This window comes from Nocardia sp. CC213A, assembly GCF_030766805.1.
GTDB lineage: Bacteria > Actinomycetota > Actinomycetes > Mycobacteriales > Mycobacteriaceae > Nocardia > Nocardia otitidiscaviarum.
The window spans coordinates 709,821-734,608 of sequence record NZ_JASFXA010000001.1; the positions used below are offsets into that span (position 1 = coordinate 709,821).

Consider the following 24,788-nt stretch of genomic DNA (forward strand, 5'->3'; position numbering starts at 1 on the left):
GCGGGCGCGGTGTCGAACAGCGGTGTCGAACAGCACAGGTTCACCCGGTCGAATCAGTCTCGCAGGAACTCGAATTCGTCGGTGAGCCGATGCACGCGCACCTGCAGCGCGCCCACCGACGGACCGGCCTTCAGCACCTCACGCGAGACGTTCGGCACCACCGCACCGAGATCGCTGTCGCGCACCAGTTTCCGGATGGAGTCCGCTCCCCCGCCCTGCGCGCCCACACCCGGCATGAGAATCGGGCCGTTGAGCGCGCTCAGGTCGGGTGCCTCGGTGAGGGTCGCGCCGACCACCACACCCACGGAACCGAACTCGGCCCCGGCATTGTGGGCGGCGGCGTCGTCGACCATGCGCTGGGCGATGCTGCGGCCGTCCGGGCCGGTGATGCGTTGCAGCTCGGCCGCTTCCGGATTGGAGGTCGCCGCCAGCACGAACACACCCCGGTCGTTGGCGCGCGCCAACTCCAGTGCCGGTGCGAGCGAACCGAATCCGAGATACGGCGAGACGGTCACCGCGTCACTGCCGAGCGGACCGTCGCCCAGCCAGGCGTGGGCGTAGGCGTCCATGGTGGAACCGATATCGCCGCGCTTGGCGTCGGCGAGCACCAGCGTGCCCGCCTCCCGCAGCTCGCCGATGGCCTCCTCCAGCACCATGATGCCGCCGGAGCCGTACGCCTCGAAGAAGGCCACCTGGGGTTTGACCAGGGCGACGCGACCGGCGAAGGCTTCCACGCAGGCGTCGGTGAACGCCTTGAGCCCGGTCACGTCCTCACTCAGCCCCCAGGCCCGCAGCAGCGGTGGATGCGGGTCGATGCCCACGCACAGCGGACCGTGCGCACGCATCGCCTCCCGCAACCGCACCCCGAATGTGGTCATCGGGTCAGCCCCGCAGGGTGGTGTGGAGTTCCTGCAGGGACCGCACGCCGATACCGCCGTTGATGGTGGCCTCGATGCCCTGCACCGCGGCCGCCGCACCCTGCACCGTGGTGATGCACGGGATGTTCGCGCCCACCGCGGCGGTGCGGATCTCGTAGCCGTCCACGCGCGGACCGTTGTTGCCGTACGGGGTGTTGAAGACGATGTCGACGTCCCCGTCCTTGATCATGTCCACGATGCTGGGCGCGAGCGTCGCGTCCGCGCTGCCCGAACGCCCCTGAACGGGCTCCGGGTCCGAGTGCTTGCGCACCCGCTCGCACGGAATGCCGTTGCGGCGCAGCATCTCCGCGGTGCCGTCGGTGGCCAGGATGCGGAATCCCAAGTCGTGCAGGCGCTTCACCGGGAACACCATGGCCCGCTTGTCGCGGTTGGCGATGGAGACGAACGCGGTTCCCTCGGTCGGCAGCGAACCGTAGGCCGCCGCCTGCGATTTGGCGAAGGCGGTGCCGAAATCGGCGTCGATGCCCATCACCTCACCGGTGGACTTCATCTCCGGCGAGAGCAGCGAGTCGATACCGCTGCCGTCCGGGCGGCGGAAGCGGTGGAACGGCAGCACCGCCTCCTTGACCGCCACCGGGGCGTCGAAGGGCGCGTGCCCGCCGTCGCCCTCGGGCGGCAGGATGCCCTCCTTGCGCAGGTCGGCGATGCTGGCCCCGAGCGCGATCCGCGCCGCGGCCTTGGCCAGCGACACCGCAGTGGCCTTGGATACGAACGGCACGGTGCGGCTGGCGCGCGGATTGGCCTCGAGCACGTAGAGCACATCGTCCTTGAGCGCGTACTGCACGTTCAGCAGCCCCTTGACGCCGATACCCTTGGCCAGCGCGGCGGTGGAGCGGCGCACGGCCTCGATATCGCTGCGCCCCAGGGTGATCGGCGGCAGGGCGCACGCGGAGTCGCCGGAGTGGATACCGGCCTCCTCGATGTGCTCCATGACGCCGCCCAGGTACACCTCGTCGCCGTCGCACAGGGCGTCGACGTCGATCTCGATGGCGTCCTCCAGGAACCGGTCGATGAGCACCGGGCGATCCGGGCTGATATCGGTGGCGCGGGAGATGTAGCCCTCGAGCGTCTGCTCGTCGTAGACGATCTCCATACCGCGACCGCCCAGCACGTAGGACGGCCGCACCAGCACCGGGTAGCCGATCTCGGCGGCGATCTTCTTGGCCTGCTCGAAGGTGGTGGCGGTGCCGTACTTCGGGGCCGGGAGCCCGGCCGCGACCAGCACGTCACCGAATTCGGCGCGGTCCTCGGCCAGGTCGATGGCGGCGGCGGAGGTGCCGACCACCGGCACCCCGGCGTCGGTCAGCCGCTGCGCCAGGCCCAGCGGAGTCTGGCCGCCCAGCTGGCAGATGACGCCCGCGACCGTGCCCGACTCGGTTTCCGCGTGGTACACCTCGAGCACGTCCTCGAAGGTGAGCGGCTCGAAGTACAGCCGGTCGGCGGTGTCGTAGTCGGTGGACACGGTCTCCGGGTTGCAGTTGACCATGACGGTCTCGAACCCGGCCTCCGACAGCGTCTGCGCGGCATGCACGCAGCTGTAGTCGAATTCGATGCCCTGGCCGATGCGGTTGGGACCCGAACCCAGGATGATCACCTTGTCGCGTTCGCGCTGCGGCGCGACCTCCGACTCGGCGGCCGGATCGAGTTCGTAGGCCGAGTAGTGGTACGGCGTCCTGGCCTCGAACTCCGCCGCGCAGGTGTCGACGGTTTTGAACACCGGGCGGATGCCGAGCCGGTGCCGCAGCTCGCGCACCCCGTTCTCACCGGCGAGTTCCGGTCGCAGCGAAGCGATCTGGCGATCGGACAGACCGTAGTGCTTGGCGCGGCGCAGCAGCGGCTCGTCCAGCACGGGCGCGTCGATGATCTCCCGGCGCAGCTCCACCAGACCGGCGACCTCGGCCACGAACCACGGGTCGACACCCGAGGCGGCCGCCACGTCCTCGACGCTCGCGCCCAACCGCAGCGCCCGCTCCACCTGGTAGATGCGGCCCTCGGTGGGCACCTTCAGATCGTCGAGAACCGCCTGCACATCGGTCCACTCGCCGTCCGGCTGGGTCCAGAAGCCGGTGGCCTTGGTCTCCAGCGAACGCAGCACCTTGCCCAGCGCCTCGGAGAAGTTGCGGCCCAGCGACATCGCCTCGCCGACCGACTTCATGGTGGTGGTCAGCGTGGGGTCGGCGCCGGGGAACTTCTCGAAGGCGAAGCGCGGAGCCTTGACGACCACGTAGTCGAGCGTGGGCTCGAAGCAGGCCGGGGTCTCCTTGGTGATGTCGTTGACGATCTCGTCGAGGGTGTAGCCGATGGCCAGCTTGGCGGCGATCTTGGCGATGGGGAAACCCGTTGCCTTGGAAGCCAGTGCGGACGAGCGCGACACGCGTGGGTTCATCTCGATGACGATCAGGCGGCCGTCGACCGGGTTCACCGCGAACTGGATATTGCAGCCGCCGGTGTCCACGCCGACCTCGCGCAGGATGGCGATGCCGAGATCGCGCATCTTCTGGTATTCGCGGTCGGTCAGGGTCATGGCCGGGGCGACGGTCATCGAGTCACCGGTGTGCACGCCCATCGGATCCACGTTCTCGATGGAGCAGACGATGACGACATTGTCCTTGCCGTCGCGCATGAGCTCGAGCTCGAATTCCTTCCAGCCCAGGATGGATTCCTCGATGAGCACGTTCGCGGTCGGCGAGGCGGCCAGGCCGCCACCGGCGATGCGGTCGAGATCCTCATCGTTGTAGGCCATGCCCGAACCCAGCCCGCCCATGGTGAACGACGGCCGCACCACCACCGGGAAACCCAGTTCCGCAACGGTGTCGCGCACCTCGTCCATGGTGTAGCAGACCTTGGAGCGAGCCGACTCGCCGCCCACCTTGGCGACGATGTCCTTGAACTTCTGCCGGTCCTCACCGCGCTGGATGGCGTCGAAGTCCGCGCCGATGAGCTCGACGTTGTACTTCTCCAGCACGCCGTTCTCGTGCAGGGCGACCGCGGTGTTCAGCGCGGTCTGACCGCCCAGCGTCGCCAGGATCGCGTCGGGGCGTTCCTTGGCGATGACCTTCTCGACGAACTCCGGGGTGATCGGCTCCACGTAGGTGGAGTCGGCGAACTCCGGATCGGTCATGATGGTCGCCGGGTTGGAGTTCACCAGCGACACCCGCAGCCCCTCGGACCGCAGCACCCGGCACGCCTGGGTGCCGGAGTAGTCGAACTCGCAAGCCTGGCCGATGACGATCGGGCCCGAGCCGATCACCAGGATGTGGTTGAGATCGGTGCGGCGAGGCATCAGGCTCCTTCCATCAGCGTTGCGAAGCGGTCGAACAGGTAGGCGGCGTCATGGGGTCCGGCGGCCGCTTCCGGGTGGTACTGGACGGAGAACGCCTTGCCGTCCACGAGGCGCAGACCCTCGACGGTGCCGTCGTTGGCGCACACGTGGTCGATCTCGGCCTTGCCGAACGGGGTGTCGAAGACCTCGCCGCGCTCACCCTCCAGGGCGAAGCCGTGGTTCTGCGCGGTGATCGAGATCCGGCCCGAGTGGTGTTCGACGACCGGGATATTGATGCCGCGGTGGCCGAACTTCATCTTGTAGGTCGTGCGGCCCAGCGCCCGGCCCAGGATCTGGTTGCCGAAGCAGATGCCGAACAGCGGCAGGCCCTCGCCCAGCACCCCCTGGGTGAGCGCGACGGCGTCGTCCTGGGTGGCCGGATCGCCCGGACCGTTGGACAGGAACACCCCGTTCGGGTTCAGCTCCTTGATCTGGTCCAGGGTGACCTTCGACGGCACCACGTGCACCCGCATCCCGCGCTGGGCGAACATGCGCGGCGTGTTGGACTTGATGCCCAGATCCACCGCCACCACCGTGAAGCGGTGCTCGCCGACCGGCTCGATGGTGTACATCTCGTCGGTGGACACCTCGCCCGCCAGGTCCGCGCCCAGCATGGACGGCTGGCCGGTGACGCGATCCACCAGCTCCTCGTAATCGGCGAGGGAGTCGCCGGAGAAGATGCCCGCCTTCATGGAGCCGCGGGTGCGCAGGTGGCGCACCAGGGCGCGGGTGTCGATCCCCGCGATGCCGACGATGTTCTGGTTCTCCAGCTCGTCGGCCAGGGTGCGGTTGGCGCGCCAGTTGGAGGCGCGGCGCGCGGGGTCACGCACCGCGTAGCCCGCCACCCAGATCTTCGCGGACTCGTCGTCCTCGTCGTTCCAGCCGGTATTGCCGATCTGGGGCGCGGTGGCCACCACGATCTGGCGGTCGTAGCTGGGGTCGGTGAGCGTCTCCTGGTACCCCGTCATGGCGGTGCAGAACACCGCCTCACCCAACGTTTGTCCCACGGCACCGAAGGTCGAGCCCCGGAAAACCCGGCCGTCCTCCAGCACCATTACGGCAGTGTCTGCCCCGAACCCAACCCTTACGCCGCTCATGCCGTGTCCTTTCCGGCCTGCACGGGGGACCTCCGTGGTTACGCAGGCTGCCGCCTCCGGTCCCTGACCGTTCATGCCGTGTCTCCGTTCATCGCACCCGCCGTCGTCCACGCCGGGTACACCGTCTTGTCGTCACCCCGGAATCCGGTATCCACCTCGGTTCCGGTCGGCAGCGTCCAGCGAATGACCAGCACACCATCTTCGGTCATCACCTTGCCCGCATGGCCCCGTTCGGCGCGCACCGCGGTGATGGACTCCGCCGGAATCCAGATCGGCGCGTTGCCGTCGCGCTCCAGCAGGATGCCGCGCTCGAAGCGGGTCATCTCCGCGGTGGCGCGGAAACCCAGATCACCCACCGTGATCCGCTGAATCCAGCTGGGGGCCAGGGTGCTGCCCAGGTACAGGCCCGTGGTCGGCTCCAGCAGTTGCGCGCCGCAATCGGCGGGCACCGTCGGGAGGTCGCCGATCGCACCGGCCTGGCGTCGGGCCCGGCCCGTCCACGCCCGGTACATCAGCCACAGGCCGAGCAGGAACACCGCCAGGCATCCGACCACCCACAGCGTTCGCTCCATCACGGTCCTCCTCGGTTCCCCGCCCGCCGGGCTCCCCCGGCGATCCGTGCCGCATCGCGCGCGGTATTGCGGCCGCGCAGGAAGGTGGCGGTCACCGACCCGGGCAGCGTCATCGCCTCGAACGGCGTGTTGTCGGAGATGCTGGCGAGATCCTTCGCCCGCACCGTCCACGACGTCTCCGGATCGACCAGCACCAGATTGGCCGGTTCACCCACCTCGATCGGCCGACCCTGATCCGCCAGGCCCGCGATGCGGGCCGGGTTCTCGCTCATCACCGCGGCCACGCCGCGCCAGTCCAGCAGACCGGTGCGCACCATGGTCGCCACGATGATGGACAGTGCCGTCTCCAGGCCGAGCATGCCGGGGCGGGCGGCCGCGAACTCGCAGCACTTGTCCTGTTCGGCGTGCGGGGCGTGATCGGTGGCGACACAGTCGATGACGCCGTCGGCCAGTGCCCGGCGCAGCGCCTCCACATCGGAGACCTCGCGCAGCGGCGGGTTCACCCGGTTCACCGCGTCGTAGGTCTCCAGCCGCGAGTCGTCCAGCAGCAGGTGGTGCGGGGTGACCTCGGCGGTGATCGAGATCCCCTGCGCCTTGGCCCATTTCAGCAGTTCCACGGTTCCGGCGGTGGAGGCGTGGCAGATGTGCACGCGCGCACCGGCATCGCGAGCCAGCAGCGCGTCGCGGGCCACGATGGACTCCTCGGCGGCGCGCGGCCAGCCGGCCAGACCCAGCCGGGCCGCGTTCGGGCCCTCGTGCGCCACCGCGCCCTCGGTGAGCCGCGGCTCCTCCGCGTGCTGGGCAATGAGTACGCCCATGGAGTTCGCGTACTCCAGGGCGCGGCGCATGATCAGCGGGTCGTACACGCAGTGGCCGTCGTCGGAGAACATGCGCACCTTGGCCTCGCCGGCGGCCATGGTGCCCATCTCGGCGAGCTGCTCACCCTTCAGGCCGACCGTGACCGCACCCACCGGATGCACGTCCACCAGGCCGACCTCCTGACCGCGCCGCCACACGTGGTCGGTGATGACCTGGGTGTCGGCCACCGGGCTGGTGTTCGCCATGGCGAACACCGCGGTGTAGCCGCCCAGTGCCGCGGCGGCGGAACCGGTTTCGATGGTCTCGGTGTCCTCGCGGCCCGGCTCGCGCAGATGCGTGTGCAGGTCCACGAAGCCGGGCAGCAGGTACTGCCCGGTGCCGTCGACGATCTCGGCGTCGGTGATCCCCAGATCGGTGCCGATCTGCCGGATCTCACCGTCGGCGAGCAACACGTCCACCGGTTCGCCCTCGCCGTACAGCCGCACGCTCTTGATCAGCACGTTGCCGCCGTTCATGCCACCACCTCGTCCGTTCCGACCAGCAGGCGGAACAGCACCGCCATCCGCATATGCACTCCGTTGTTGACCTGTTGCAGCACAGCGGCTTTCGGGGAATCTGCGACCGACGCGGCGATCTCCATGCCGCGCAGCATCGGCCCGGGGTGCAGCACCACCGCGTGCTCGTCGAGCATGTCCAGCCGCCGCTGGTTGAGCCCGTAGTTGATCGAGTATTCGCGGGCCGACGGGAAGAAGCCGCCGTTCATCCGCTCGGCCTGCACCCGCAGCATCATGACCGCGTCCGCGCCCGGCAGTTCGGCGTCGAGCGAGTGCGAGATCCGCACCGGCCACGCCTCCACGCCCACCGGCAGCAGGGTGCGCGGCGCGACCAGCACCACCTCCGCGCCGAGCGTATCGAGCAGGAAGGCGTTCGAGCGCGCCACCCGGCTGTGCAGGATGTCGCCCACGATGACGACCCGCTTGCCCGCCAGGTCACCGAGCCGCTGCCGCAGTGTCAGCGCATCGAGCAGGGCCTGGGTGGGGTGCTCGTGCATGCCGTCACCGGCATTGATGATCGCCGGGCCGGGACCGCTGTAACCGCTCGCGGCGTCCTGCATCTCGGTGAACCAGCGGGCGATCTGATGCGCCGCGCCCGAGGCCGGATGCCGGACGATGAGCGCGTCCGCGCCCGCCGCGTGCAGGGTCAGCGCGGTATCGCGCAGCGACTCACCCTTGGAGACCGAGGAACTCGACGCGCTCACATTGATCACGTCGGCGCTCATCCACTTGCCCGCCACCTCGAAGGAGACGCGGGTGCGGGTGGAGTTCTCGAAGAACACCGTCATGACCGTGCGACCGCGCAGCGTGGGCAGCTTCTTGACCTCGCGGCCCAGCAGCGCCTGCTCGAACCGCTCGGCCTCGTCCAGCAAACCGGTGGCGGTCGCGCGGTCCAGGTCGGTGACCGACAGCAGATGCCTCACTTGTCACCCTCCTGGGCCAGGTACACACCGTCGCGGCCGTCGTGTTCGCGCAGCAGCACCGAGATGTCCTCGGTGCGCGCGGTGGGCACGTTCTTGCCGACGTAGTCGGCGCGAATGGGCAGTTCCCGATGGCCGCGATCGATGAGCACCGCGAGCTGCACGGCCCGCGGACGGCCCAGGTCGCGCAGCCCGTCCAGGGCCGAGCGCACGGTCCGGCCCGAGAACAACACATCGTCGACCAGCACGACCAGCGCGTCCTCGATACCACCCTCGGGCACCGAGGTGCGTTCCAGCGGACGGTGCGGGCGACTGCGCAGATCGTCGCGGTAGAGGGTGATGTCGAGCGAGCCGAGCGCGGGGCGCACCCCGGCGAACTCCTCGATCTTGAGTGCCAGTCGATTGGCGAGAGTCGTTCCGCGCGTGGGAATTCCGATCAACACGACGCGCGCGGCGGCGGGGTCGGCGGAATCGAGCGCGGTCTTCTCGATGATCTGATGCGCCATGCGCGCGATGGTGCGGCCGACATCCGAATCCGACAGCAGTTCACGCCCGGTCTGAATCCGCTCGGGATCGTGCCGCTGGGAATGCTCGGCAGCGCTCGACTTGGCGGCCCGGTCTTCGGGCACGGCCATGCCGACCTCCTTCCCCGCCTCACTGGACGGTCCGTTAAAGGATGTCTTTCGGGGCAAGAGCCTAACAGCGCCGCGCGCCGCCGAATCCGCCGCACCCCCTCGGCAACCCTGTGGCAGCCGGTGCGGCAATACGGCGACGACCAGCGGGGATCACAGAAGCGCCGGTCCGGACAGCAGGTGCCCGGTTACGGGCCGGTTGGCGACTGTGGCCAGGTTCACGTGCCGGTGCGGCACGAATGGTGCGACATACATATCTTGATGCGCATATTTCAATTCCAATATGCGCATCAAGTCCACCCCGCCAGAACTCCGACTCGGATACGGGTTCGCGGCGGCGGCATCGGACTATGATCAGACCGTTTGGTCTTTGCAGAGGTCCGCCGTCATCACCGGATGCTGGAAGGAATCTCAAATGAGCGAACCCGTGGCTTGGATCTTGGGTCTTGCCCTCATCATCGCCGGACCGCTGATCGGTATCGCACTGCGCCGCGTCGTCGATCGCATCGCCGCCAAGACCCTCGTCGCCTCCACCGCACCGGACAGCCAGACCGCACGCCGACTCGTGCTCGGGCTGGGACACGATCTGGCGGTGCCGGTGTGTGCGCTGGTGGCCCTCGCACTCGCACTCGACCTGCCGGGCATCCCCTTCCCGACCGAGATCATCCACCGGGTCCTCAAGGGCGCCCTGGTGGTCGCGGTCACCTTCGCGATCGCGCGGCTGGCCGCCGACGTCGTCACCTCCGTGATCCGCCGCATCAGCGGTATCGCCGGATCGGTGAGCCTGTTCGCCACCATCACGCGCGTCATGATCTATGTCGTCGGCGCACTGATCACCCTGGACAGCGTGGGCATCCGCGTGACACCGCTGCTGGGAGCGCTCGGCGTCGGCGCGTTGGCCATCGCCCTCGCCCTCGAGGGCACGCTCGCCAATCTGTTCGCCGGGGTGCACATACTCGCCTCGCGCACGGTCCAGCCGGGCGACTTCGTCCGACTCGACACCGGCGAGGTCGGCTGGATCACCGATGTCAACTGGCGCACCACCAGCATTCGCGAGATTCCGGGCAATGTCGTCATCGTGCCGAACCGCAAGTTCGCCGACGCCATCCTCACCAACTTCAACCATCCCGCCCAGGACATGTCGATCACCGTCGAGGTCAGCACCAGTTATGACAGCGACCTGGACCAGGTGGAGCGGGTAACCCTGGAGGTGGCGCGGAAGGTGATGTGCGAACTCGACGTGGGCGTGCCCGATGCCGAACCGCGGGTGCGATTCCACACCTTCGGCGATTCGGGGATCGGCTTCCGGGCGGTGCTGCGCACCCGGCAGTACGAGGATCAATACCTGCTCGTCAGTGAGTTCATCAAAGCGCTGCATCGACGCTTCCGGATGGAAGGCATCGTCATCCCCTACCCCATTCGCGTACTCCACACCGCCCCGATCACCGAGCCGCGCACGGTACCGCTCGTCGATCCGGCACCACTCGAGACCGCTCTTCGTACACCGTAAACCCCGGTGTGCGATGCTCGTGGGGTGAGCAACGAAGCTGACCACACCGAACCGACCCGCATGACCTTCCGCGGCTACGGCGGCATCGATATCGCCGGTGACAGCTGGGGCCCGGCCGACGCGCCCCTCGTCGTCTTCCTGCACGGCGGCGGCCAGACGCGGCATTCCTGGAAGGACTCCGGACTCGCGCTGGCCAAGGCCGGACTGCACGCGGTACTGCTCGACGCCCGCGGGCACGGCGACAGCGACTGGGCGGCCGACGGCGACTATCGACGCGACGCCATGGTCGGCGACCTGATGGCGGTGCTGGCGCAACTCGACAAGCCCGCGTTCGTGGTGGGCGCGAGCATGGGCGGGCTCACCGGCCTGCTCGCCACCGCGCACCCGGAACGGGAGCGCATCACCGGCCTGGTGCTCGTCGACGTGGTGCCGCGCCCCGAACGCGCGGGCGTGGAGCGCGTACTCGATTTCCTGGGCGGTCACCGCGAGGGTTTCGCGACCCTGGAGGAGGCCGCCGACGCGGTGGCCGAGTATCTCCCCCATCGCCGCCGACCGCGCAATCCCGAAGGGCTGCTGCGCAATCTGCGCCAGCGCGCGGACGGGCGCTGGTACTGGCACTGGGATCCGGCCATGATGTCCCGCCGCGGTGCGGGTGAGGACATCGAATTGCACAGCGAGATACTGGAATCCGCCGCCCGCGACCTGACGATCCCGGTGCTGCTGGTGCGCGGCGCGCTCTCCGACGTGGTGAGCGAGGAGGGGGTGGCCGCCTTCCGCGCATTGGTCCCGCACGCCGACTACACCGAGATCGGCACCGCCGCCCACACCGCGGCCTCCGACGCCAACGACGAATTCACCGACGCGGTAGTCGATTTCGTCCGCGCACACGTCGACGTCGACTGAGTCGCGAGCCCAGCGCATCGGCATCTCACGATTCGCCCGACACGGAACTCGTGACTGGGATAGCATTCTGGTCACGAGTTCGACCGATGCCCGGAGGTGATCGTGGCCCGAACGCAGCGAGTGGATCTCCACGAGCGTGCCGACGCGATTCTGGACGCCGCCACCGAACTGATGCTGACGACCGCTGCGCGTGACCTCCGCATCGAGGAGGTCGCGAGGCGGGCCGGAGTCGGCAAGGGGACGGTCTACCTGCATTGGGCCAGCCGCGAGGAGTTGATGCTCGCCGTCGGCGCCCGCGAAGCGGTCGCCATGCTCGCCACCGTCATCGCCGCGATGCGCGCGGATCCGATCGAGGTGGCCCTGCATCGCTATCTGCGTCGCCACTTTCTCGAGGCCATGCGGCGACCCATCCTGCACAGCCTGTTCGTCACCGACCACACCCGGCTCGGCGCACTCGCCGACCATCCGGCCCGCACCGGGCTGGCGGCGGCCAAACTCCGTGCCGCACACGACCATCTGGCCGTACTGCGTGAGCATCGGCTGCTGCGCCCCGGCCTGCATCCGGTCGACGTCGACTTCAGCGCGCAAGCCATCGCCTACGGATTCTTCGCCGCCACCCCACTGCTGTCCGGCGACACGCGCTTCACCCTCGACCATCGGGCGGATCAGCTCGCCGACGTCATCCGCCGATCCTTCGAACCGGCCCACCGGCCCGCCCCCGAACGCTACGCCGCCGCCGCACCGCGGGTCGTCGACGCCTTCGAACGCCTTCGGAACGAGTTCCGCCGCATCGCCTACGGCGCCGCCGCCGACTGAATCACCTGCCCGAGAGAGAGTTCCGCCCCATGCTCACCAGTGAGATCACCGGACTGCACCACGTCGGCCTCGTCGTGCACGATCTGAGCGACGCGATCGACACGTTCCGCCGCTTCGGCTTCCGGATCGCCGCACCGACCTATCCGGCATTGCCGCCGACCCCCGGCGCGGTGCCGGAGCCCGTCGGAGCGGGCAATACCCATGCCGACTTCGCCCGCGGCTTCCTCGAATTGCTCGCGGTCACGATCGCGGACGGGGCTCGCATTCCCGCCGACGCCACACTCGTACCCTTGCACATCCCGGCGGAGCGGCTGGACGCGACCAGAGCGGCGATCCGGCATACCGTCGCGGGCCTCACCGAACGGCTGGAGCGTTTCGAGGGAGCCCACATTCTGATCTTCGCCACCGCCGACGCCGAGCAGACCGCCGCCAGGATCGCGGCCGAAGGGGTGGCACACGGAGGTGTCGTCGTGGCGCAGCGGCCGATCACCACCGCCGAGGGCACCAGCCCCCAGCCGATCTCCTACCTCGAAATCCACGACCCCGCGACGAAGGCGGCCATCCTGCCCGAGGGCCGGGTAGGCGTCGCCGAGGACGTCCCGGCCACCGTCCTCGACGCCCAGACCGGGCTCGACCATCCCAATGGCGCGGTCGGCCTCGTCGAATGCGTCCTCTGCGTCGACGACGAAGAGCTCGACGCCACCGCCGCACGTTACGAACGCTATCTCGGTATCGCCGCGCACCACGAAAGCTCCTCCTACGGTTTCTCGCTCGGCACGCATCGACTCACCCTCACCACACCGCGCGCGGTCGCGGCGCGACTGCCGGGTGAACGGCCGAGGACCCCGGCGCTGTCCGCCTACACCATCGAGGTGACCGACCTCGCCGCCGCGGAACGGCTGCTGCGCGACCGGGACGTCCCGCTGCGCACCGCCGCCACCGGTGAGCTCTTCATCCCGGCCGCGGCCGCGTGCGGTGCGGCCGTGCTGATCCGCGCAGCCACCGCGACCGCCTGATCGACCGCGGCCGCGCGCAAGGGTCCGAGGTCTCCACATCGATGACCCACGCCGCTGTGGCGGCGACTTTCCGTGGCACACACTGGAACACGGCAATGGCGGTGCGAGGTCGTCGCGCACCGCGAACGGGTTCCAGTGGAATCGAGTGGAATCAATGCATCCTTCCGTGCAGGCGCGGCTCTCCGTCGGGCGGACGGTCCGGGCCATGGCCCGCTGTCTGATCCGGACTCTCGAACTGCTGGCACGCCGACGCATCCACCTTCCGGTGGTCAATCGCGGGGCGCGCATCGACTTCGCGGACGGGACCACGGCGCGCGTCTTCCGGGAGACGGTGATCGACCGCGCCGCCGCGCGGAATCCAGGTGTGCTGGCCGTCGAGTTCCAGCTGCGCGCGGTGCACGGTGCGGGCCATGCGCTGTTCCGCCGGGAGAGCCTGCTCAACACCCTGCTCTTCGCCGGATTCCCGGGGCTGATCACGAAGCTGTGGCTCGCGCACGACCAGCGGGGGCGGTATCGCGGACTGTACGAGTGGGACGATCCGGCGGCGGCCGAATCGTACGCCCGCACGCTGTGGGGTGTTCTCGCGCTCGTCTGCGTGCCGGGTTCGATCGCCTACCGGGTACTCCCCGGCCTGCGGCGCGCCGACCTGCTGGAACCTGCGGACTCGTGCGGGGCGGGCGACACCATCGAGGACGACCGCTGGTGGCTGCCGGTGCGGTCGAGCCGGCCGATCGTCGCCACGGCACCCGTCGGCATCGCGTCCTGACACGCCCGACGCACCCGCTTGAACATACGTTCGATCGAACGTAGATTCGATGACATGTCCACTCCATTGCAGGGCTCGCTGCTCGACGGCTTCGACGGCGAGCCGGCCCTGGGCTCGCTGTCCGGCCTGCGGCGCACCGTGCTGACCGAGGGGGCCTGGGTCGATGTGCTGCCCGGCTGGCTCACCGGTGCGGACGCGCTGTTCGAGCGGCTGGCCGCCGAGGTGCCGTGGCGCGCGGACCGGCGACCCATGTACGAGCGCGTGGTGGACGTGCCCCGGCTGCAATGCTTCTACGCGGAAGGCCGCGCCCTACCGGATCCGATACTGAACCGGGCCCGGGACGCCTTGACCGCGCACTACCGTCGGGAGCTCGGGGAGCCGTTCCGCACCGCGGGCCTGTGCTACTACCGGCACGGCAACGACAGCGTCGCCTGGCACGGCGACACCATCGGCCGCGGGGCCGCCCACAACACCATGGTCGCCATCGTGTCGGTCGGCGCGGCACGCCCCCTGCTGCTGCGCCCGCGCGGCGGTGGCGCGAGCCTGCGCTATTCGCTCGGGCACGGCGATCTGATCGTCATGGGCGGCTCCTGCCAGCGCACCTGGGAGCATGCCGTGCCGAAGACCCGCCGCCCGGTCGGCCCCCGCATCAGCATCCAGTTCCGTCCGCGCGGGGTGCGCTGAGCAGGCAATCTTGCGTTGGAGCGCACTCCAGCTCCTAGGTTCGTCGCATGAACAGCATCCCATCCACCCTTGCCGCCGCCGATCGCTTCGAGCGAGGTGCGGCGGTGCTGCGCGCCGTCTCCGGCACCGAGCATCCGGAGGCCCTCGACAGCCTCGCCGATATCGCACCCGACCTGGCCCGCCTCACCGTCGAGTTCGCCTACGGCGATATCAACGCCCGTCCCGGTCCGACGCTGCCGCAACGGCAGCTGGCGACCGTGGCGGCGCTGGCCGCGCTCGGAAACGCGATGCCGCAGTTGCGATTCCACATCGACGGCGCGCTGAACGTGGGATGCGCGCCCGGCGAGATCGTCGAGGTGCTCATCCACGTCTCGCTGTACGCGGGATTCCCGGCGACGCTCAACGCGCTCACGGTGGCGCGGGAAGCATTCCAGGCCCGGCCCGATCTCGGCTTCACGCCGACGACCGTGCCCGCCGCCGCCGATCGCTTCGACCGCGGGCGCACCACCCTGTCCGCCGTAGACGGTCATGCCGGCGAACAGGTCATCGCGGCACTGGCCGATATCGCACCGGACCTGGGTCGCTACATCATCGAATTCGGCTTCGGCGACATCTACTCCCGCCCCGGGCTGGATCTGCGGTCACGCGAACTGGCCACGGTGGCGATGTGCACCGCGCTGGGAACCGCCGCACCGCAGCTGAAGGTGCATCTGCACGGGCTGCTCAATGTCGGCGGCACCCGCGCCGAGGCCGTCGAAGTGATCATGCAGATGGCGGTGTACGCCGGATTCCCCGCGGCACTGAACGGAATCACCGCCGCGCGTGCGGTGTTCGCCGAACGCGATGAGAGGGGCGGGGCCGGGCGGGAATGAGCCGCCGCCGGGCAGGGTTCCACCCCGGCGTAACCGCTGGGGTATCCGGCCTATCTGCGCCAGCAGGCCGAATTGAGTTTGCGCCGTTTGGGACTCGACCGTATCGATCTGCTCCAGCTGCACCGCATCGACCCGAACGTCCCGCTCGCCGAGCAGATCGGCGCGCTGAAGCAACTGGTCGACGAGGGCAAAGTACGCCATATCGGTCTGTCGGAGGCGAGTGTGGCGCAGCTGCGGGAGGCGGCAACCATCACCCCGATCGCGAGTGTGCAGAATCTGTACAACCTCGGCGACCGGCACCATGAGGATGTGGTGGATTACACTGCCGCACCGGGGATCGCGTTCATTCCGTTCTTCCCGGTGGCCATGGGCGCGCATGCCGCACCGGATGGCCCGGTGGCGGCCGTGGCCGCGGCGGTCGGGGCGACTCCGGCGCAGACGGCGCTGGCCTGGCTGCTGCGCCGCTCCCCCACCGTCCTGCCGATTCCGGGCACCACCTCACTGGCGCATCTCGAGGAGAACTTCGCGGCGGCGCGGGTGACGCTCAACGACGAGCAGTTCGAGCGGCTCTCGGCGGTCGCGCCGCCCGTGGCCGCGGCGTAATCCGCTGGGCAAAGCGGACTTTCAGGGCCGTCTCGCGAATTCCGGGGCGTGTTCGGGTAATACACCCCGGCCCACCAGAAACGGCGGGATACTGCGGACGATCGGAATGCGGCGGAAGACGCGCAGGGCCAGCGGCGGTCGTTCGGCATTCGACAGGTTCACCCGGCCGCGTACCGCCGGTCCGATGACGTTGGCGTGGGCGAAGCGCTGCATGGCCTGGGTGACCGCGGTCGGCAGGATGCGTCTGCGCTGCACCCGGCGCAGGTCCGCGGTCGTCACGCCGCCCGCGCGCAATGACGGCGCGAGGATGCGCGCCGCCGCCACGGCATCCTGGACGGCGAGGTTGATCCCGACACCGCCGACCGGGGACATGGCGTGCGCGGCGTCGCCGATGCAGAGCAGGCCGTCGGTGTACCACCGGTCCAGGCGGTCGAGCTGCACGTCGAGCAGTTTCACCTCGTCCCAGCCGGTGAGGGCGTCACGGCGGTCGGCCAGCCAGGGCACCACCTCGACCATGCTGTCCATGATCTCGCCGACCGGTCCCGCGCGCAGGGCCGCATCGGCGCCCTTGCCGATCAATGTCGCCGCCTGCCAATAGTCGCCGCGATCGAGCAGGACGGCCACCCGGTCGGCGGCGAGCACCGGGACCGCACCCGCCGGATCGGTGTCGTTGCGCGGCAACCGGAACCACCACACATCGAACGGTGTGGCCCAGCGCCGTGACCCGAGACCGACGGCACGCCGCAGCGTCGAGTCACGGCCGTCGCAGGCGACCGTGAGATCGGCCCGAATCTCGCCTTCCGCACCGTCTTTCGTGCGGTAGCGAACACCCGCCACCCGGCCGTCCGCCCGCAGCAGATCCGTGGCCTCGGTGTTCATCCGCAGCCGGAAGGTGGGTTCGGCATCCCCGGCGCGTGCCAGCAGATCCAGCAGATCCCACTGCGGAACCATGGCGATGTACGTGTATCGCCCCGGAATGCGGTCGAACGTGGCGACGGTCCGCATCGTGCCGCCGATCGGCAGCTGCACCGAACGCAGCCGCCGCTGCGGCAGTTTCGCGAATTCGTCCATGAGCCCGAGTTCGTCGAGAAGTTCCAGGGTGGTGGGATGTACGGTGTCGCCGCGGAAGTCGCGCAGGAAGTCACCGTGCTTCTCCAGTACCGTGACCTCGACGCCGCCGCGAGCCAGCAACAGCCCCAACACCATTCCCGCCGGACCACCTCCGGCGACGAGACAGGTCGTGCGTTCCATCGCCGCACCTCCCGAGTCGGAATCGCACCGTCTCCGCCGATGGTAGTGGTGCTAGCGGTCGGCCGAGTCCCGGTAGAGCAGGAAGAAGTACGGCTGTTCCAGTCCGCGCATATCCATGACGCCGAGCAGCGTGCGGTCGTCGACGCGCCGGAAGATATCGATGATCGGCAGGTGATCGTAGATCATGGCGGCGCTGGACCTGCCACGGAATTCCAGGTCACGCAGTCGAGCGCGCGGCGTGCCGGCGCGCAGCAGCGGACGCAGCACACCGAGCGACCGGCGCACCGGCCGCAGCGTCGCGGCGGGCACCTTGCCCGCCAGAAACAGCGGGACCCGCCGCGGATCCACCGGGAACAACTGCCCGTCAGGGGTGCTGAACACCAGCGGCTGCACCGCGTCCGCGCTGTCGAAGCGCTTGCCGTACCAGCCGGATTCGACCAGGACGCCCCGCCACGGATGCCCGGTATCCAGCTCATCCCCGCGCCACAGCCCGTCGGTGATCTCCTCCACCCGCACGGTGGGCAAGGTGTCGAACAGTTGCCACGCCTGCTCCGGCGTACACCCGCCCCGCAGTTCCCGCAGCCGCTCCGCTCCGTCGATACCCAATCGCCCCGTCACCATCAGCCTCCACACCGAATGAATGAAAGAAATCGCCTCACAATATCTCGTTGTGATCATCGCCTCGGCGGGCGGGATTGACCTCGAGTGCGGTTGAGGACGTTGACTCGAGCCATGAGCGACACAACGAGTCAGGCGGCACCGGCCATAGCCGACACCAGCGTGGATCACACGGCGGATCGCGCGGCCATCACCGCGATCATCAAGCGGGTCGAGACCGCGTACAACACCAATGACGCCGAGTTGATGGTGGCCGATCTCGCACAGAATGCCGTGGTGGGCAATGCTGTCGGCATCCTGCAACACGGGCGGGACGCGGTACTGGAGGCGAGCCGGGCCGGACTGGCCGGATTCCTGCGGGACCAGTACGTGCGCTACGACGTGCTCGATATCGCCTTCCCCCGCCCGGATGTCGCGATCGCGCACAAGGGGGCGCGCGCGACGGATGCCTCCGGGACGCTGATCGATGCCGATCACGCCATGGTCGCCGTGTATGTGCTGGTCAAGGAGAGCGGCCGCTGGTGGACGGTGGTTCGGCAGAACACCCTGGTCCCCCGGGCCGAGTAGTTCGGCTCCGGTGAGCCCCCGGCCGGTCCTCGTACACCCCCGGCCGGGGGCTTAATTTTGTTGATCCGACAAAAACAGGGCGCAACCTCTGGTGCGCACCGTTTTAGTCATCTAGTCTAAAACATGTGCCTCACTCGAAAGGACAGTGATCACCATGGGTTACGGCCACTGGGACGACAGCGCGTACGCCGCCGCCCGTATCTTCCGCGCCGCGCGCGGACTCGACGATTTCGGCTACACCGCCGCCATGCGCGCCCAACCCTGGGACCGGTGGACCGCGCATCCGGATCTGGACCCCTTCGGCGTCACGGTGCGGGAGTCACGCGCGGTCACTGCCCATCGCGGTGCTGTTCGATGTCACCGGATCGATGCGGGTGGTGCCGCGCATCATGCAGGAGAAGCTCGGCAGGTTGCACGGCCTGTTGCGGCGCAAGGGGTACGCGGAGGATCCGCAGATCCTGTTCGGTGCCATCGGCGACGCCGATTGCGATCGGGTGCCGCTACAGGTCGGGCAGTTCGAATCCGACAATCGGATGGACGAGCAGTTGCGCCTCATCCTGCTGGAGGGCGGCGGTGGCGGGCAGAAGTCCGAAAGCTATGAATTGGCCGCGTATTTCATGGCCAAGCACACCGCGACCGACGCGTGGGACAAGCGCGGCGAGCAGGGGTATCTCTTCATCGTCGGCGACGAGCTGAACAAGCCCCGGCTGGCGGCCCGCCATATTCGCGGTGTCATCGGTGACGCCGTGCGCCAGGACATCTCGGTGCGATCGGTCTATCGGGAGCTGGCCGAGCGCTGGCACGTGCACTACATCCTGCCGAATCAGTCCAGCTACTACCGTGATCCGCAGATCGCCGAGCATTGGCGGGACCTGCTGGGCGAACGGTTCCTGCGCCTCGACGATCCGGCGGCCGTGTGCGAACTCATCGCCCTCACCATCGGCATCGGCGAGGACCGCGTGGATCTGGACGCGGGTCTGGCGGATCTGCGCGATATCGGCTCCGATACCGAGGCCGCCGCCGTCCACGCGGCGCTCGCGCCGACGGCCACCCTCCCGCGCGGCCGCGGCGCCGGGACCTCATCGAGCGACGAAACGTTCGGAAGCTGAAGGGAGACAGCGGTGTTCGGCGACAAGCACCTCATCGTGGTCGATCTCGGCTTCGGCGATGCCGGGAAGGGCGCCACCGTGGACTGGCTGTGCGCACCCGAGACGGGCTTGGACGTGGCGGCCGTGGTGCGTTTCAACGGTGGCGCGCAGGCCGCGCACACCGTGGTCGCGGGCGGACGGCGGCACACCTTCCGGCAGTTCGGGTCCGGGACCTTCTCCGGCGTCCCGACCCTGCTGTCGCGGCACATGCTGGTGGAGCCGATCGCCCTCGCCACCGAGGCCCGCGCACTCGCGGCACTCGGCGTCGCCGACCCGCTGTCGCTGCTGTCGGTGGACGGGCGGGCACTGCTGACCACGCCCGTACACGGGGCCGCCAACCGCTGCCGGGAGAATGCGAGGGGTGCCTCCCGGCACGGTTCCTGCGGTATCGGCATCGGGGAGACGGCACATTACGCGCTCACCCACGACGCGCCGCGTGTGGTCGACTGCCTGCGCCCGGATGTGCTGCGCCGCAAGCTCATCGCACTGGAGGAGCACTACCGGCCGCTGCTCGCGGGTGGGACGCACCACCACGAACCGGTGGACGCGCTGATGGAGGTCTACACCGAATTCGCCCGCACTGTCGCCATCGTGCCGGGTGATCGGCTCGCCGGATTCGCGGCCGCGGGCCGTCTGGTCTTCGAGGGCGCGCAGGGTGTGCTGCTCGACGAATGGCGCGGCCTGCACCCGTACACCACCTGGTCGACCGTGGAGCCGCGGAATGCCCACGCCATGCTCGCCCGGCTCGGCACGCCCGGCTATGTACTCGGCGTGACCCGCGCCTATCAGACGCGCCACGGCGCGGGACCGTTCCCCACCGAGGATCCGGTGCTGACATTTCCCGAACCGCACAACGGATTCGGGCGATATCAGGGCGCGTTCCGGCGCGGGCACCTCGATCCGATCCTGCTGCGCTATGCCGTGGACGCCTGCGGCGGGATCGACGGGCTCGCCGTGAACCATCTCGACGCCGTGGGCGATATTCGCACGGCCACTGGCTATCTCACCGTCGACGGCGTCGTCGACCGCATCGAGTGCGGCCCCTGGCGGGATCTCGGCTATCAGCGGCGGCTCACCGACACGCTCACCGCCGCCGTGCCGGTGCTGGCGGAGCCGCCCGGCTCGATCCCCGACTACCTCGAGCATCGACTCGGCGTACCCGTGGTGCTCGCCGCCGACGGGCCCGACCGCACCGCCCGTAGGATCCACACGCGAACTGCGGCATGATGGATCGCCGTGGAGCAGCAATCGGCCGTATCACTCGACGTCGTCGCGCTGCGCTACGGGCGTGACGACAGCACCGTCACGCTCGGCATCGCGGCCCGGCAATGGGATCCGTTCGCCGGCGCGCTCGCCCTGCCCGGGGTGCTGCTGCATCGCGGTGAACGGCTGGCCACCGCCGCCCGCCGGGCCGTCCACACCAAACTCGGTATCCCCGAGGACGCCATCGCCGCGGTCGGCCAACTCGTCACCTTCGACGAACCCAACCGCGACCCGCGCGGACCAACCCTGTCCATCGCCATGTGGGCGGTGGTCGCCGACCGGGGCGACCCGGATACCGAATGGGTGCCGTTCGACCGGGTACCGCCGCTGGCCTTCGACCACAACGGCATCGTCGACACCGCCCGCACCCTCCTCGCCGCCATGCTCTGGAAAGACCTCGTCTTCACCAGGGCACTGGTGGGCGAGGAATTCCCGGCCACCCGCGCCGTCGAACTCACCACCGCCCTCGACGGCACCCGCCCGGACCCCGGCAACCTGAACCGCACCCTGGCGGCACTACCCGGCCTGAACCGCACCGGGGAACGGGTGCGGGTCAAGACGACCGGCCGCCCGGCAGCCGTCTGGGCCTTCGACCGATCCGCCTGAGTCGGGACACCCGCACCGCGACCGCGCGACTACGGCTGCCGCGGCATCGATGCGACCAAGCCGCGGATGGCAGCGCGCAGGCGATCGGTCGCGCCGCCCCGCGCCATGGCGCGGCCACCTCACTGCCCACCGCGCTGAAGGCCAGGCGCGAACGGTAGCCAGCGCACACCGCATCCGTGCCACGCCGACGCTCGCCTACCCCGGCCATGCCTGCAGCAGCCATTCCGGGCGGGGTGGTGGGTTCTTCACAGCCGACAGTCTGCGGAGGATGTCTTCGAGCGGCAGATAGAGATCGGCGGCCAGCTCCCCCATGACACGTAACATGGTGCCGCTGTCCAGGTCGTGTGCGATGAGGATCTCGTCCAGCACCATAGCGCTGTAGACCTGCCTGCGGGTCAGCACGATCTCCGGCAGCCAGCTGATCAACCATCGCTCGCCGTCGATTCCCCGGGTGATGCAGGCGGCGAACGCGTCGGTATTGCGACTGGTGATTCTGAGCGGGGAGGCTTCGAGTACCGCAAGGTAGGACACGGCAGGTCCCCGGTGCCTCTCGATCCACGCATGGGTGTCGTCGGTGTGGGTCGGTCCACAGGCGGCGCACGGCTCGGGGCATGCGCCCTCCGCCCGCACCGGCGGCGCGGTTCGGCTGGCACGCATGGCCAGCGAGTGCTTCAGCTTCGCCAAACCCGCGTCGATGTCGTACCGGTAGTCGCTGATTCGTTCGGAGAGAAAACTGTCAAGATCCTGGAATGCCTGCTGGATGGTCTGCATGGTCACCGGCATCCGGTCGGGAGCAGCGAGCGTGGGGTCAGGAGCGCTCATGCCTGCAACTCACCTCCGTGTGGACTGGGAAACGCTATGTCCGGGAAGCCGATCCGACGAGAACCCCGGCTCAGCATCTTCTCGATCTTCTTGCGAGCTCTGCTCTTGTGGGAACGGACGGTGACCAGCTCGATGCCGAAGATCTCCGCGACCTCCGCATCGAGAAGCCCCAGCGACCAGATCATCAACGCGATCTGATACTCGGTTTCGCTCAGATTCATCATGAGGACCTGCAACAGATCCTCCAGCTCGCGGTCACGCAGAATGCGATCGAGGGGATCGTCGTTGTCGAGCGAGCTCCGGAACAGCGAGTCGCCGTCGACGCACTCACCCACCGGTATCACGCGATCCGCGCGGCGGTGCATATCGACCACCCGGCGAGTGGCGATCGTATAGATCAACCGTCGGGCTCCGTCTTCGTCCGCTCGCGCGAAATCTCGGTCGAACTGGTCCCATACGGCGCCGAAGACCTGCTGCACGATATCGCCGGCGCGGTCGGAATCCCCCCGGAGTGCCTTGTACGCGTAGTGATAAACCATGGGGCTGAACGTCTTGAACAGATTGTCGAACGCCACGCTCGATCCGCTGAAATCATTCTCCGGCCATCCGACGTCGGTCATTCGGCAACCATCTCCTCCAGGCCGACCAGAGCGCGGTGCAGGTAGATCGGTCGCGGACCCACCTCCACGACGAGAGCGGATAATCCTCCCCCTGGACACGTGCGGGCGGAGACCACCCGGCTCCCCCGGGGCGCGCATCGCAAGATAGTACGAATCACGCAGTGGCGCTGCCATTCTCGGGCGCAGACAAGCAATTGGTACCCGATCGCCATACCAGCCAGTCCAATCGTGGGCCATATCGCGACCTGCTGGACGAGCACCGGCCAGCCGGATGAGATTGTCATGCCGATTATTCGCCAAAGGGGTGCTCGAAATTGAGGAGTACCGGCGCGCCGCATATGACACGCCGCGCAAGTCCGAGAGCGATGAATTCAGCCAAGCGGTCGCTTTCGTCGCAAACGCGCTTTTCTGTACCCGATTTCGAAACGGGTAACCCGTCGATGCCCTGCCCGGGGCGGTGCGGCGCTCCGAACGAGCGACCTCAGCCCGTGATCTCCCACTCGTAGACGGTCAGTTCCGAGGACCCGGTGGTGTGGATGGGATCGGTGTGGACGAGTTCGCGTGCGGCGTCCAGGTTTTCGGCGGTGATCACGTAGGCGCCGCCGGAGCCGTCGGTGAACGCGCCGGTCTCCACAAGCTGCCCGCGCGAACGAACCGCATCGAGCCAGGCTCGATGCGGTTCGACGACGGACCGGTCGAAGCGCGGGGTGCGCATGGCCAGTACGAGATATTTGCGCACTTACGCCTCGTCGGACGGGTCGGCGGGGGCGCTGGCGCGGGTGGCCGCGGCGGCGGCGCGCACCTGCGGCGCCACCTCCACCACGCGGCCGAGCACGCCGTTGATGAAGGACGGGGAGTCGTCGGTGGACAGCTCCTTGGCCAGTTCCACCGCCTCGTCCACCGCCACCACCGGCGGAACGTCGTTGGCGTGGAACAGCTCCCACACCGCCACCCGCAGAATGGCGCGGTCCACGGCGGGCAGCCGCGACAGCGTCCAATCCTGCAGGTAGGACTCGATGGTGGCGTCCACCCGGTCCAGATCGTCGGCCACGCCTTCGACCAGGACCCGGGTGTAGGGGTTCACGGGCGCGACCGCGTCATCGCGCAGGGCCAGCGCCACCCGCTCGGCGGTGAGCTCCGCCGGGTCGATGTCGCGCGCCTCGGCCTCGAACAGCAGGTCCACCGCGCGGCGGCGCGCCTTGTGCCGCGCACCCAGCTTCTTGTAGTTCGACTTCTTGTCCACGGGCTGATCGGCCACGGTCACCATTATCCGCGCGTCAGGAGTTGACGCGGCTGATGTAGCTGCCGTCGCGGGTGTCGACCTTCAGCTTGTCGCCGACATTGATGAACAGCGGAACCTGCACCTCGGCCCCGGTCTCGATGGTGGCGGGCTTGGTGCCCGCGCTGGAGCGGTCGCCCTGCAGGCCCGGCTCGGTGTGGGTGACCTCGACCTCGATGGAGACGGGGAGCTCGATGAACAGCGCCTCACCCTCGTACATGGCGATCTGCACGCCCATGTTCTCCAGCAGGAAGCCGCCCGCCTTGCCGACGATGTTCTCGCCCAGGTGGATCTGGTCGAAGGTCTCGCCGTCCATGAAGATGTAGTCCGAGCCGTCGTGGTAGAGGTAGGTCATATCGCGACGGTCGACGGTCGCGGTCTCGACCTTCACACCGGCGTTGAAGGTCTTGTCGACAACCTTGCCGGAGACGACGTTCTTCAGCTTGGTGCGCACGAAGGCGGGACCCTTACCCGGCTTGACGTGCTGGAATTCGACGATCTGCTGGAGCTGATTGTCGATCTTCAGCACGAGGCCGTTCTTGAAGTCGCTGGTGTCCGCCACTGTCTTCGGATCTCCTCATAGTCGGGCA

At 68.7% G+C, this 24,788-nt stretch carries 24 protein-coding genes and 2 pseudogenes; 12 read left to right on the forward strand and 14 right to left on the reverse strand.

The window, feature by feature from the left end:
* Window positions 1-53 precede the first annotated feature (53 nt).
* The 7 genes from pyrF to pyrR form a co-directional block, all read right to left on the reverse strand.
* Window positions 54-878, reverse strand: coding sequence for an orotidine-5'-phosphate decarboxylase (gene pyrF / locus QJS31_RS03370; RefSeq protein ID WP_029924426.1), 825 nt, complete (start codon window positions 876-878; stop codon window positions 54-56).
* A 4-nt stretch (window positions 879-882) separates the two neighbouring features.
* Window positions 883-4,221, reverse strand: coding sequence for a carbamoyl-phosphate synthase large subunit (gene carB / locus QJS31_RS03375; RefSeq protein ID WP_282783087.1), 3,339 nt, complete (start codon window positions 4,219-4,221; stop codon window positions 883-885).
* Window positions 4,221-5,357 (reverse strand): glutamine-hydrolyzing carbamoyl-phosphate synthase small subunit, encoded by a 1,137-nt coding sequence (carA, locus tag QJS31_RS03380; protein ID WP_306355886.1) that lies wholly within the window; start codon window positions 5,355-5,357, stop codon window positions 4,221-4,223. Before carA ends, carB begins: the two co-directional genes overlap by 1 nt.
* A 71-nt stretch (window positions 5,358-5,428) precedes the next feature.
* Complete coding sequence (locus tag QJS31_RS03385; protein WP_282783091.1) at window positions 5,429-5,929, reverse strand: transporter; 501 nt, start codon at window positions 5,927-5,929, stop codon at window positions 5,429-5,431.
* Window positions 5,929-7,263 carry a dihydroorotase gene (locus QJS31_RS03390; protein ID WP_306355887.1) on the reverse strand — a complete coding sequence of 445 codons (1,335 nt, stop codon included), beginning with the start codon at window positions 7,261-7,263 and terminating at the stop codon, window positions 5,929-5,931. Before QJS31_RS03390 ends, QJS31_RS03385 begins: the two co-directional genes overlap by 1 nt.
* On the reverse strand, window positions 7,260-8,225 hold the full coding sequence (locus QJS31_RS03395) for an aspartate carbamoyltransferase catalytic subunit (protein ID WP_282781191.1): 966 nt from the start codon (window positions 8,223-8,225) through the stop codon (window positions 7,260-7,262). The genes QJS31_RS03390 and QJS31_RS03395 overlap by 4 nt, the downstream gene beginning before the upstream one ends.
* Window positions 8,222-8,857 (reverse strand): bifunctional pyr operon transcriptional regulator/uracil phosphoribosyltransferase PyrR, encoded by a 636-nt coding sequence (pyrR, locus tag QJS31_RS03400; protein WP_029924413.1) that lies wholly within the window; start codon window positions 8,855-8,857, stop codon window positions 8,222-8,224. Before pyrR ends, QJS31_RS03395 begins: the two co-directional genes overlap by 4 nt.
* A 412-nt stretch (window positions 8,858-9,269) precedes the next feature.
* Here pyrR and QJS31_RS03405 point away from each other — a divergent pair, with 412 nt between their 5' ends.
* The 8 genes and pseudogenes from QJS31_RS03405 to QJS31_RS03440 form a co-directional block, all read left to right on the forward strand.
* Entirely contained in the window at window positions 9,270-10,364 is a 1,095-nt protein-coding gene (locus QJS31_RS03405; RefSeq protein WP_282781190.1) for a mechanosensitive ion channel family protein, read from the forward strand.
* Between the two features lie 24 nt (window positions 10,365-10,388).
* Window positions 10,389-11,267, forward strand: a complete 879-nt coding sequence (locus tag QJS31_RS03410; protein WP_282781189.1) for an alpha/beta fold hydrolase — start codon at window positions 10,389-10,391, stop codon at window positions 11,265-11,267.
* 102 nt (window positions 11,268-11,369) lie between these two features.
* Window positions 11,370-12,083, forward strand: a complete 714-nt coding sequence (locus QJS31_RS03415) for a TetR/AcrR family transcriptional regulator (RefSeq protein ID WP_282781188.1) — start codon at window positions 11,370-11,372, stop codon at window positions 12,081-12,083.
* A gap of 29 nt (window positions 12,084-12,112) precedes the next feature.
* Window positions 12,113-13,099 (forward strand): VOC family protein, encoded by a 987-nt coding sequence (locus QJS31_RS03420; protein ID WP_306355888.1) that lies wholly within the window; start codon window positions 12,113-12,115, stop codon window positions 13,097-13,099.
* 154 nt (window positions 13,100-13,253) lie between these two features.
* Window positions 13,254-13,865: a hypothetical protein gene (locus QJS31_RS03425; RefSeq protein WP_306355889.1), complete on the forward strand. Its 612-nt coding sequence runs from the start codon at window positions 13,254-13,256 to the stop codon at window positions 13,863-13,865.
* Between the two features lie 54 nt (window positions 13,866-13,919).
* On the forward strand, window positions 13,920-14,549 hold the full coding sequence (locus QJS31_RS03430; protein WP_306355890.1) for an alpha-ketoglutarate-dependent dioxygenase AlkB: 630 nt from the start codon (window positions 13,920-13,922) through the stop codon (window positions 14,547-14,549).
* 47 nt (window positions 14,550-14,596) lie between these two features.
* The gene (locus tag QJS31_RS03435; RefSeq protein WP_282781184.1) at window positions 14,597-15,421 is read left to right on the forward strand and encodes a carboxymuconolactone decarboxylase family protein; all 825 of its coding nucleotides are present in this window, start codon (window positions 14,597-14,599) and stop codon (window positions 15,419-15,421) included.
* 33 nt (window positions 15,422-15,454) lie between these two features.
* A pseudogene (locus tag QJS31_RS03440) lies at window positions 15,455-16,024 on the forward strand (aldo/keto reductase); the annotation flags it as partial.
* 21 nt (window positions 16,025-16,045) lie between these two features.
* Here the strand turns inward: QJS31_RS03440 and QJS31_RS03445 are convergent.
* Both QJS31_RS03445 and QJS31_RS03450 read right to left on the reverse strand, forming a co-directional pair.
* Complete coding sequence (locus QJS31_RS03445; protein ID WP_282781182.1) at window positions 16,046-17,275, reverse strand: FAD-dependent oxidoreductase; 1,230 nt, start codon at window positions 17,273-17,275, stop codon at window positions 16,046-16,048.
* A 51-nt stretch (window positions 17,276-17,326) separates the two neighbouring features.
* A complete protein-coding gene (locus QJS31_RS03450; protein ID WP_372341742.1) occupies window positions 17,327-17,875 on the reverse strand; it encodes a DUF4334 domain-containing protein in 549 nt (182 codons plus the stop codon).
* A gap of 132 nt (window positions 17,876-18,007) precedes the next feature.
* On the opposite strand from QJS31_RS03450, the gene QJS31_RS03455 reads away from it, so the two are divergent.
* The 4 genes and pseudogenes from QJS31_RS03455 to QJS31_RS03470 all read left to right on the forward strand — a co-directional run bounded on the left by QJS31_RS03455 (window position 18,008) and on the right by QJS31_RS03470 (window position 21,477).
* Window positions 18,008-18,460, forward strand: coding sequence for an SgcJ/EcaC family oxidoreductase (locus QJS31_RS03455; protein ID WP_282781179.1), 453 nt, complete (start codon window positions 18,008-18,010; stop codon window positions 18,458-18,460).
* A gap of 154 nt (window positions 18,461-18,614) precedes the next feature.
* Window positions 18,615-19,569 (forward strand): annotated as a pseudogene (locus tag QJS31_RS03460) (hypothetical protein).
* A 12-nt stretch (window positions 19,570-19,581) separates the two neighbouring features.
* On the forward strand, window positions 19,582-20,835 hold the full coding sequence (locus QJS31_RS03465; protein WP_282781177.1) for an adenylosuccinate synthetase: 1,254 nt from the start codon (window positions 19,582-19,584) through the stop codon (window positions 20,833-20,835).
* Window positions 20,836-20,844: 9 nt separating this feature from the next.
* The gene (locus QJS31_RS03470; protein ID WP_306355891.1) at window positions 20,845-21,477 is read left to right on the forward strand and encodes an NUDIX domain-containing protein; all 633 of its coding nucleotides are present in this window, start codon (window positions 20,845-20,847) and stop codon (window positions 21,475-21,477) included.
* A gap of 195 nt (window positions 21,478-21,672) precedes the next feature.
* Here the strand turns inward: QJS31_RS03470 and QJS31_RS03475 are convergent, their stop codons facing one another.
* From QJS31_RS03475 to efp, 5 genes are all read right to left on the reverse strand, one after another.
* Window positions 21,673-22,254 carry a hypothetical protein gene (locus QJS31_RS03475; RefSeq protein WP_282781175.1) on the reverse strand — a complete coding sequence of 194 codons (582 nt, stop codon included), beginning with the start codon at window positions 22,252-22,254 and terminating at the stop codon, window positions 21,673-21,675.
* Window positions 22,255-22,295: 41 nt separating this feature from the next.
* Complete coding sequence (locus tag QJS31_RS03480) at window positions 22,296-22,919, reverse strand: RNA polymerase sigma factor (protein ID WP_282781174.1); 624 nt, start codon at window positions 22,917-22,919, stop codon at window positions 22,296-22,298.
* Between the two features lie 481 nt (window positions 22,920-23,400).
* Window positions 23,401-23,658 (reverse strand): YciI family protein, encoded by a 258-nt coding sequence (locus tag QJS31_RS03485; RefSeq protein ID WP_221937836.1) that lies wholly within the window; start codon window positions 23,656-23,658, stop codon window positions 23,401-23,403.
* Window positions 23,659-24,177, reverse strand: a complete 519-nt coding sequence (gene nusB, locus QJS31_RS03490; protein ID WP_282786310.1) for a transcription antitermination factor NusB — start codon at window positions 24,175-24,177, stop codon at window positions 23,659-23,661. It lies immediately after the preceding gene.
* A 19-nt stretch (window positions 24,178-24,196) separates the two neighbouring features.
* Window positions 24,197-24,760, reverse strand: a complete 564-nt coding sequence (efp, locus tag QJS31_RS03495) for an elongation factor P (protein WP_029924386.1) — start codon at window positions 24,758-24,760, stop codon at window positions 24,197-24,199.
* Window positions 24,761-24,788: the final 28 nt, after the last annotated feature.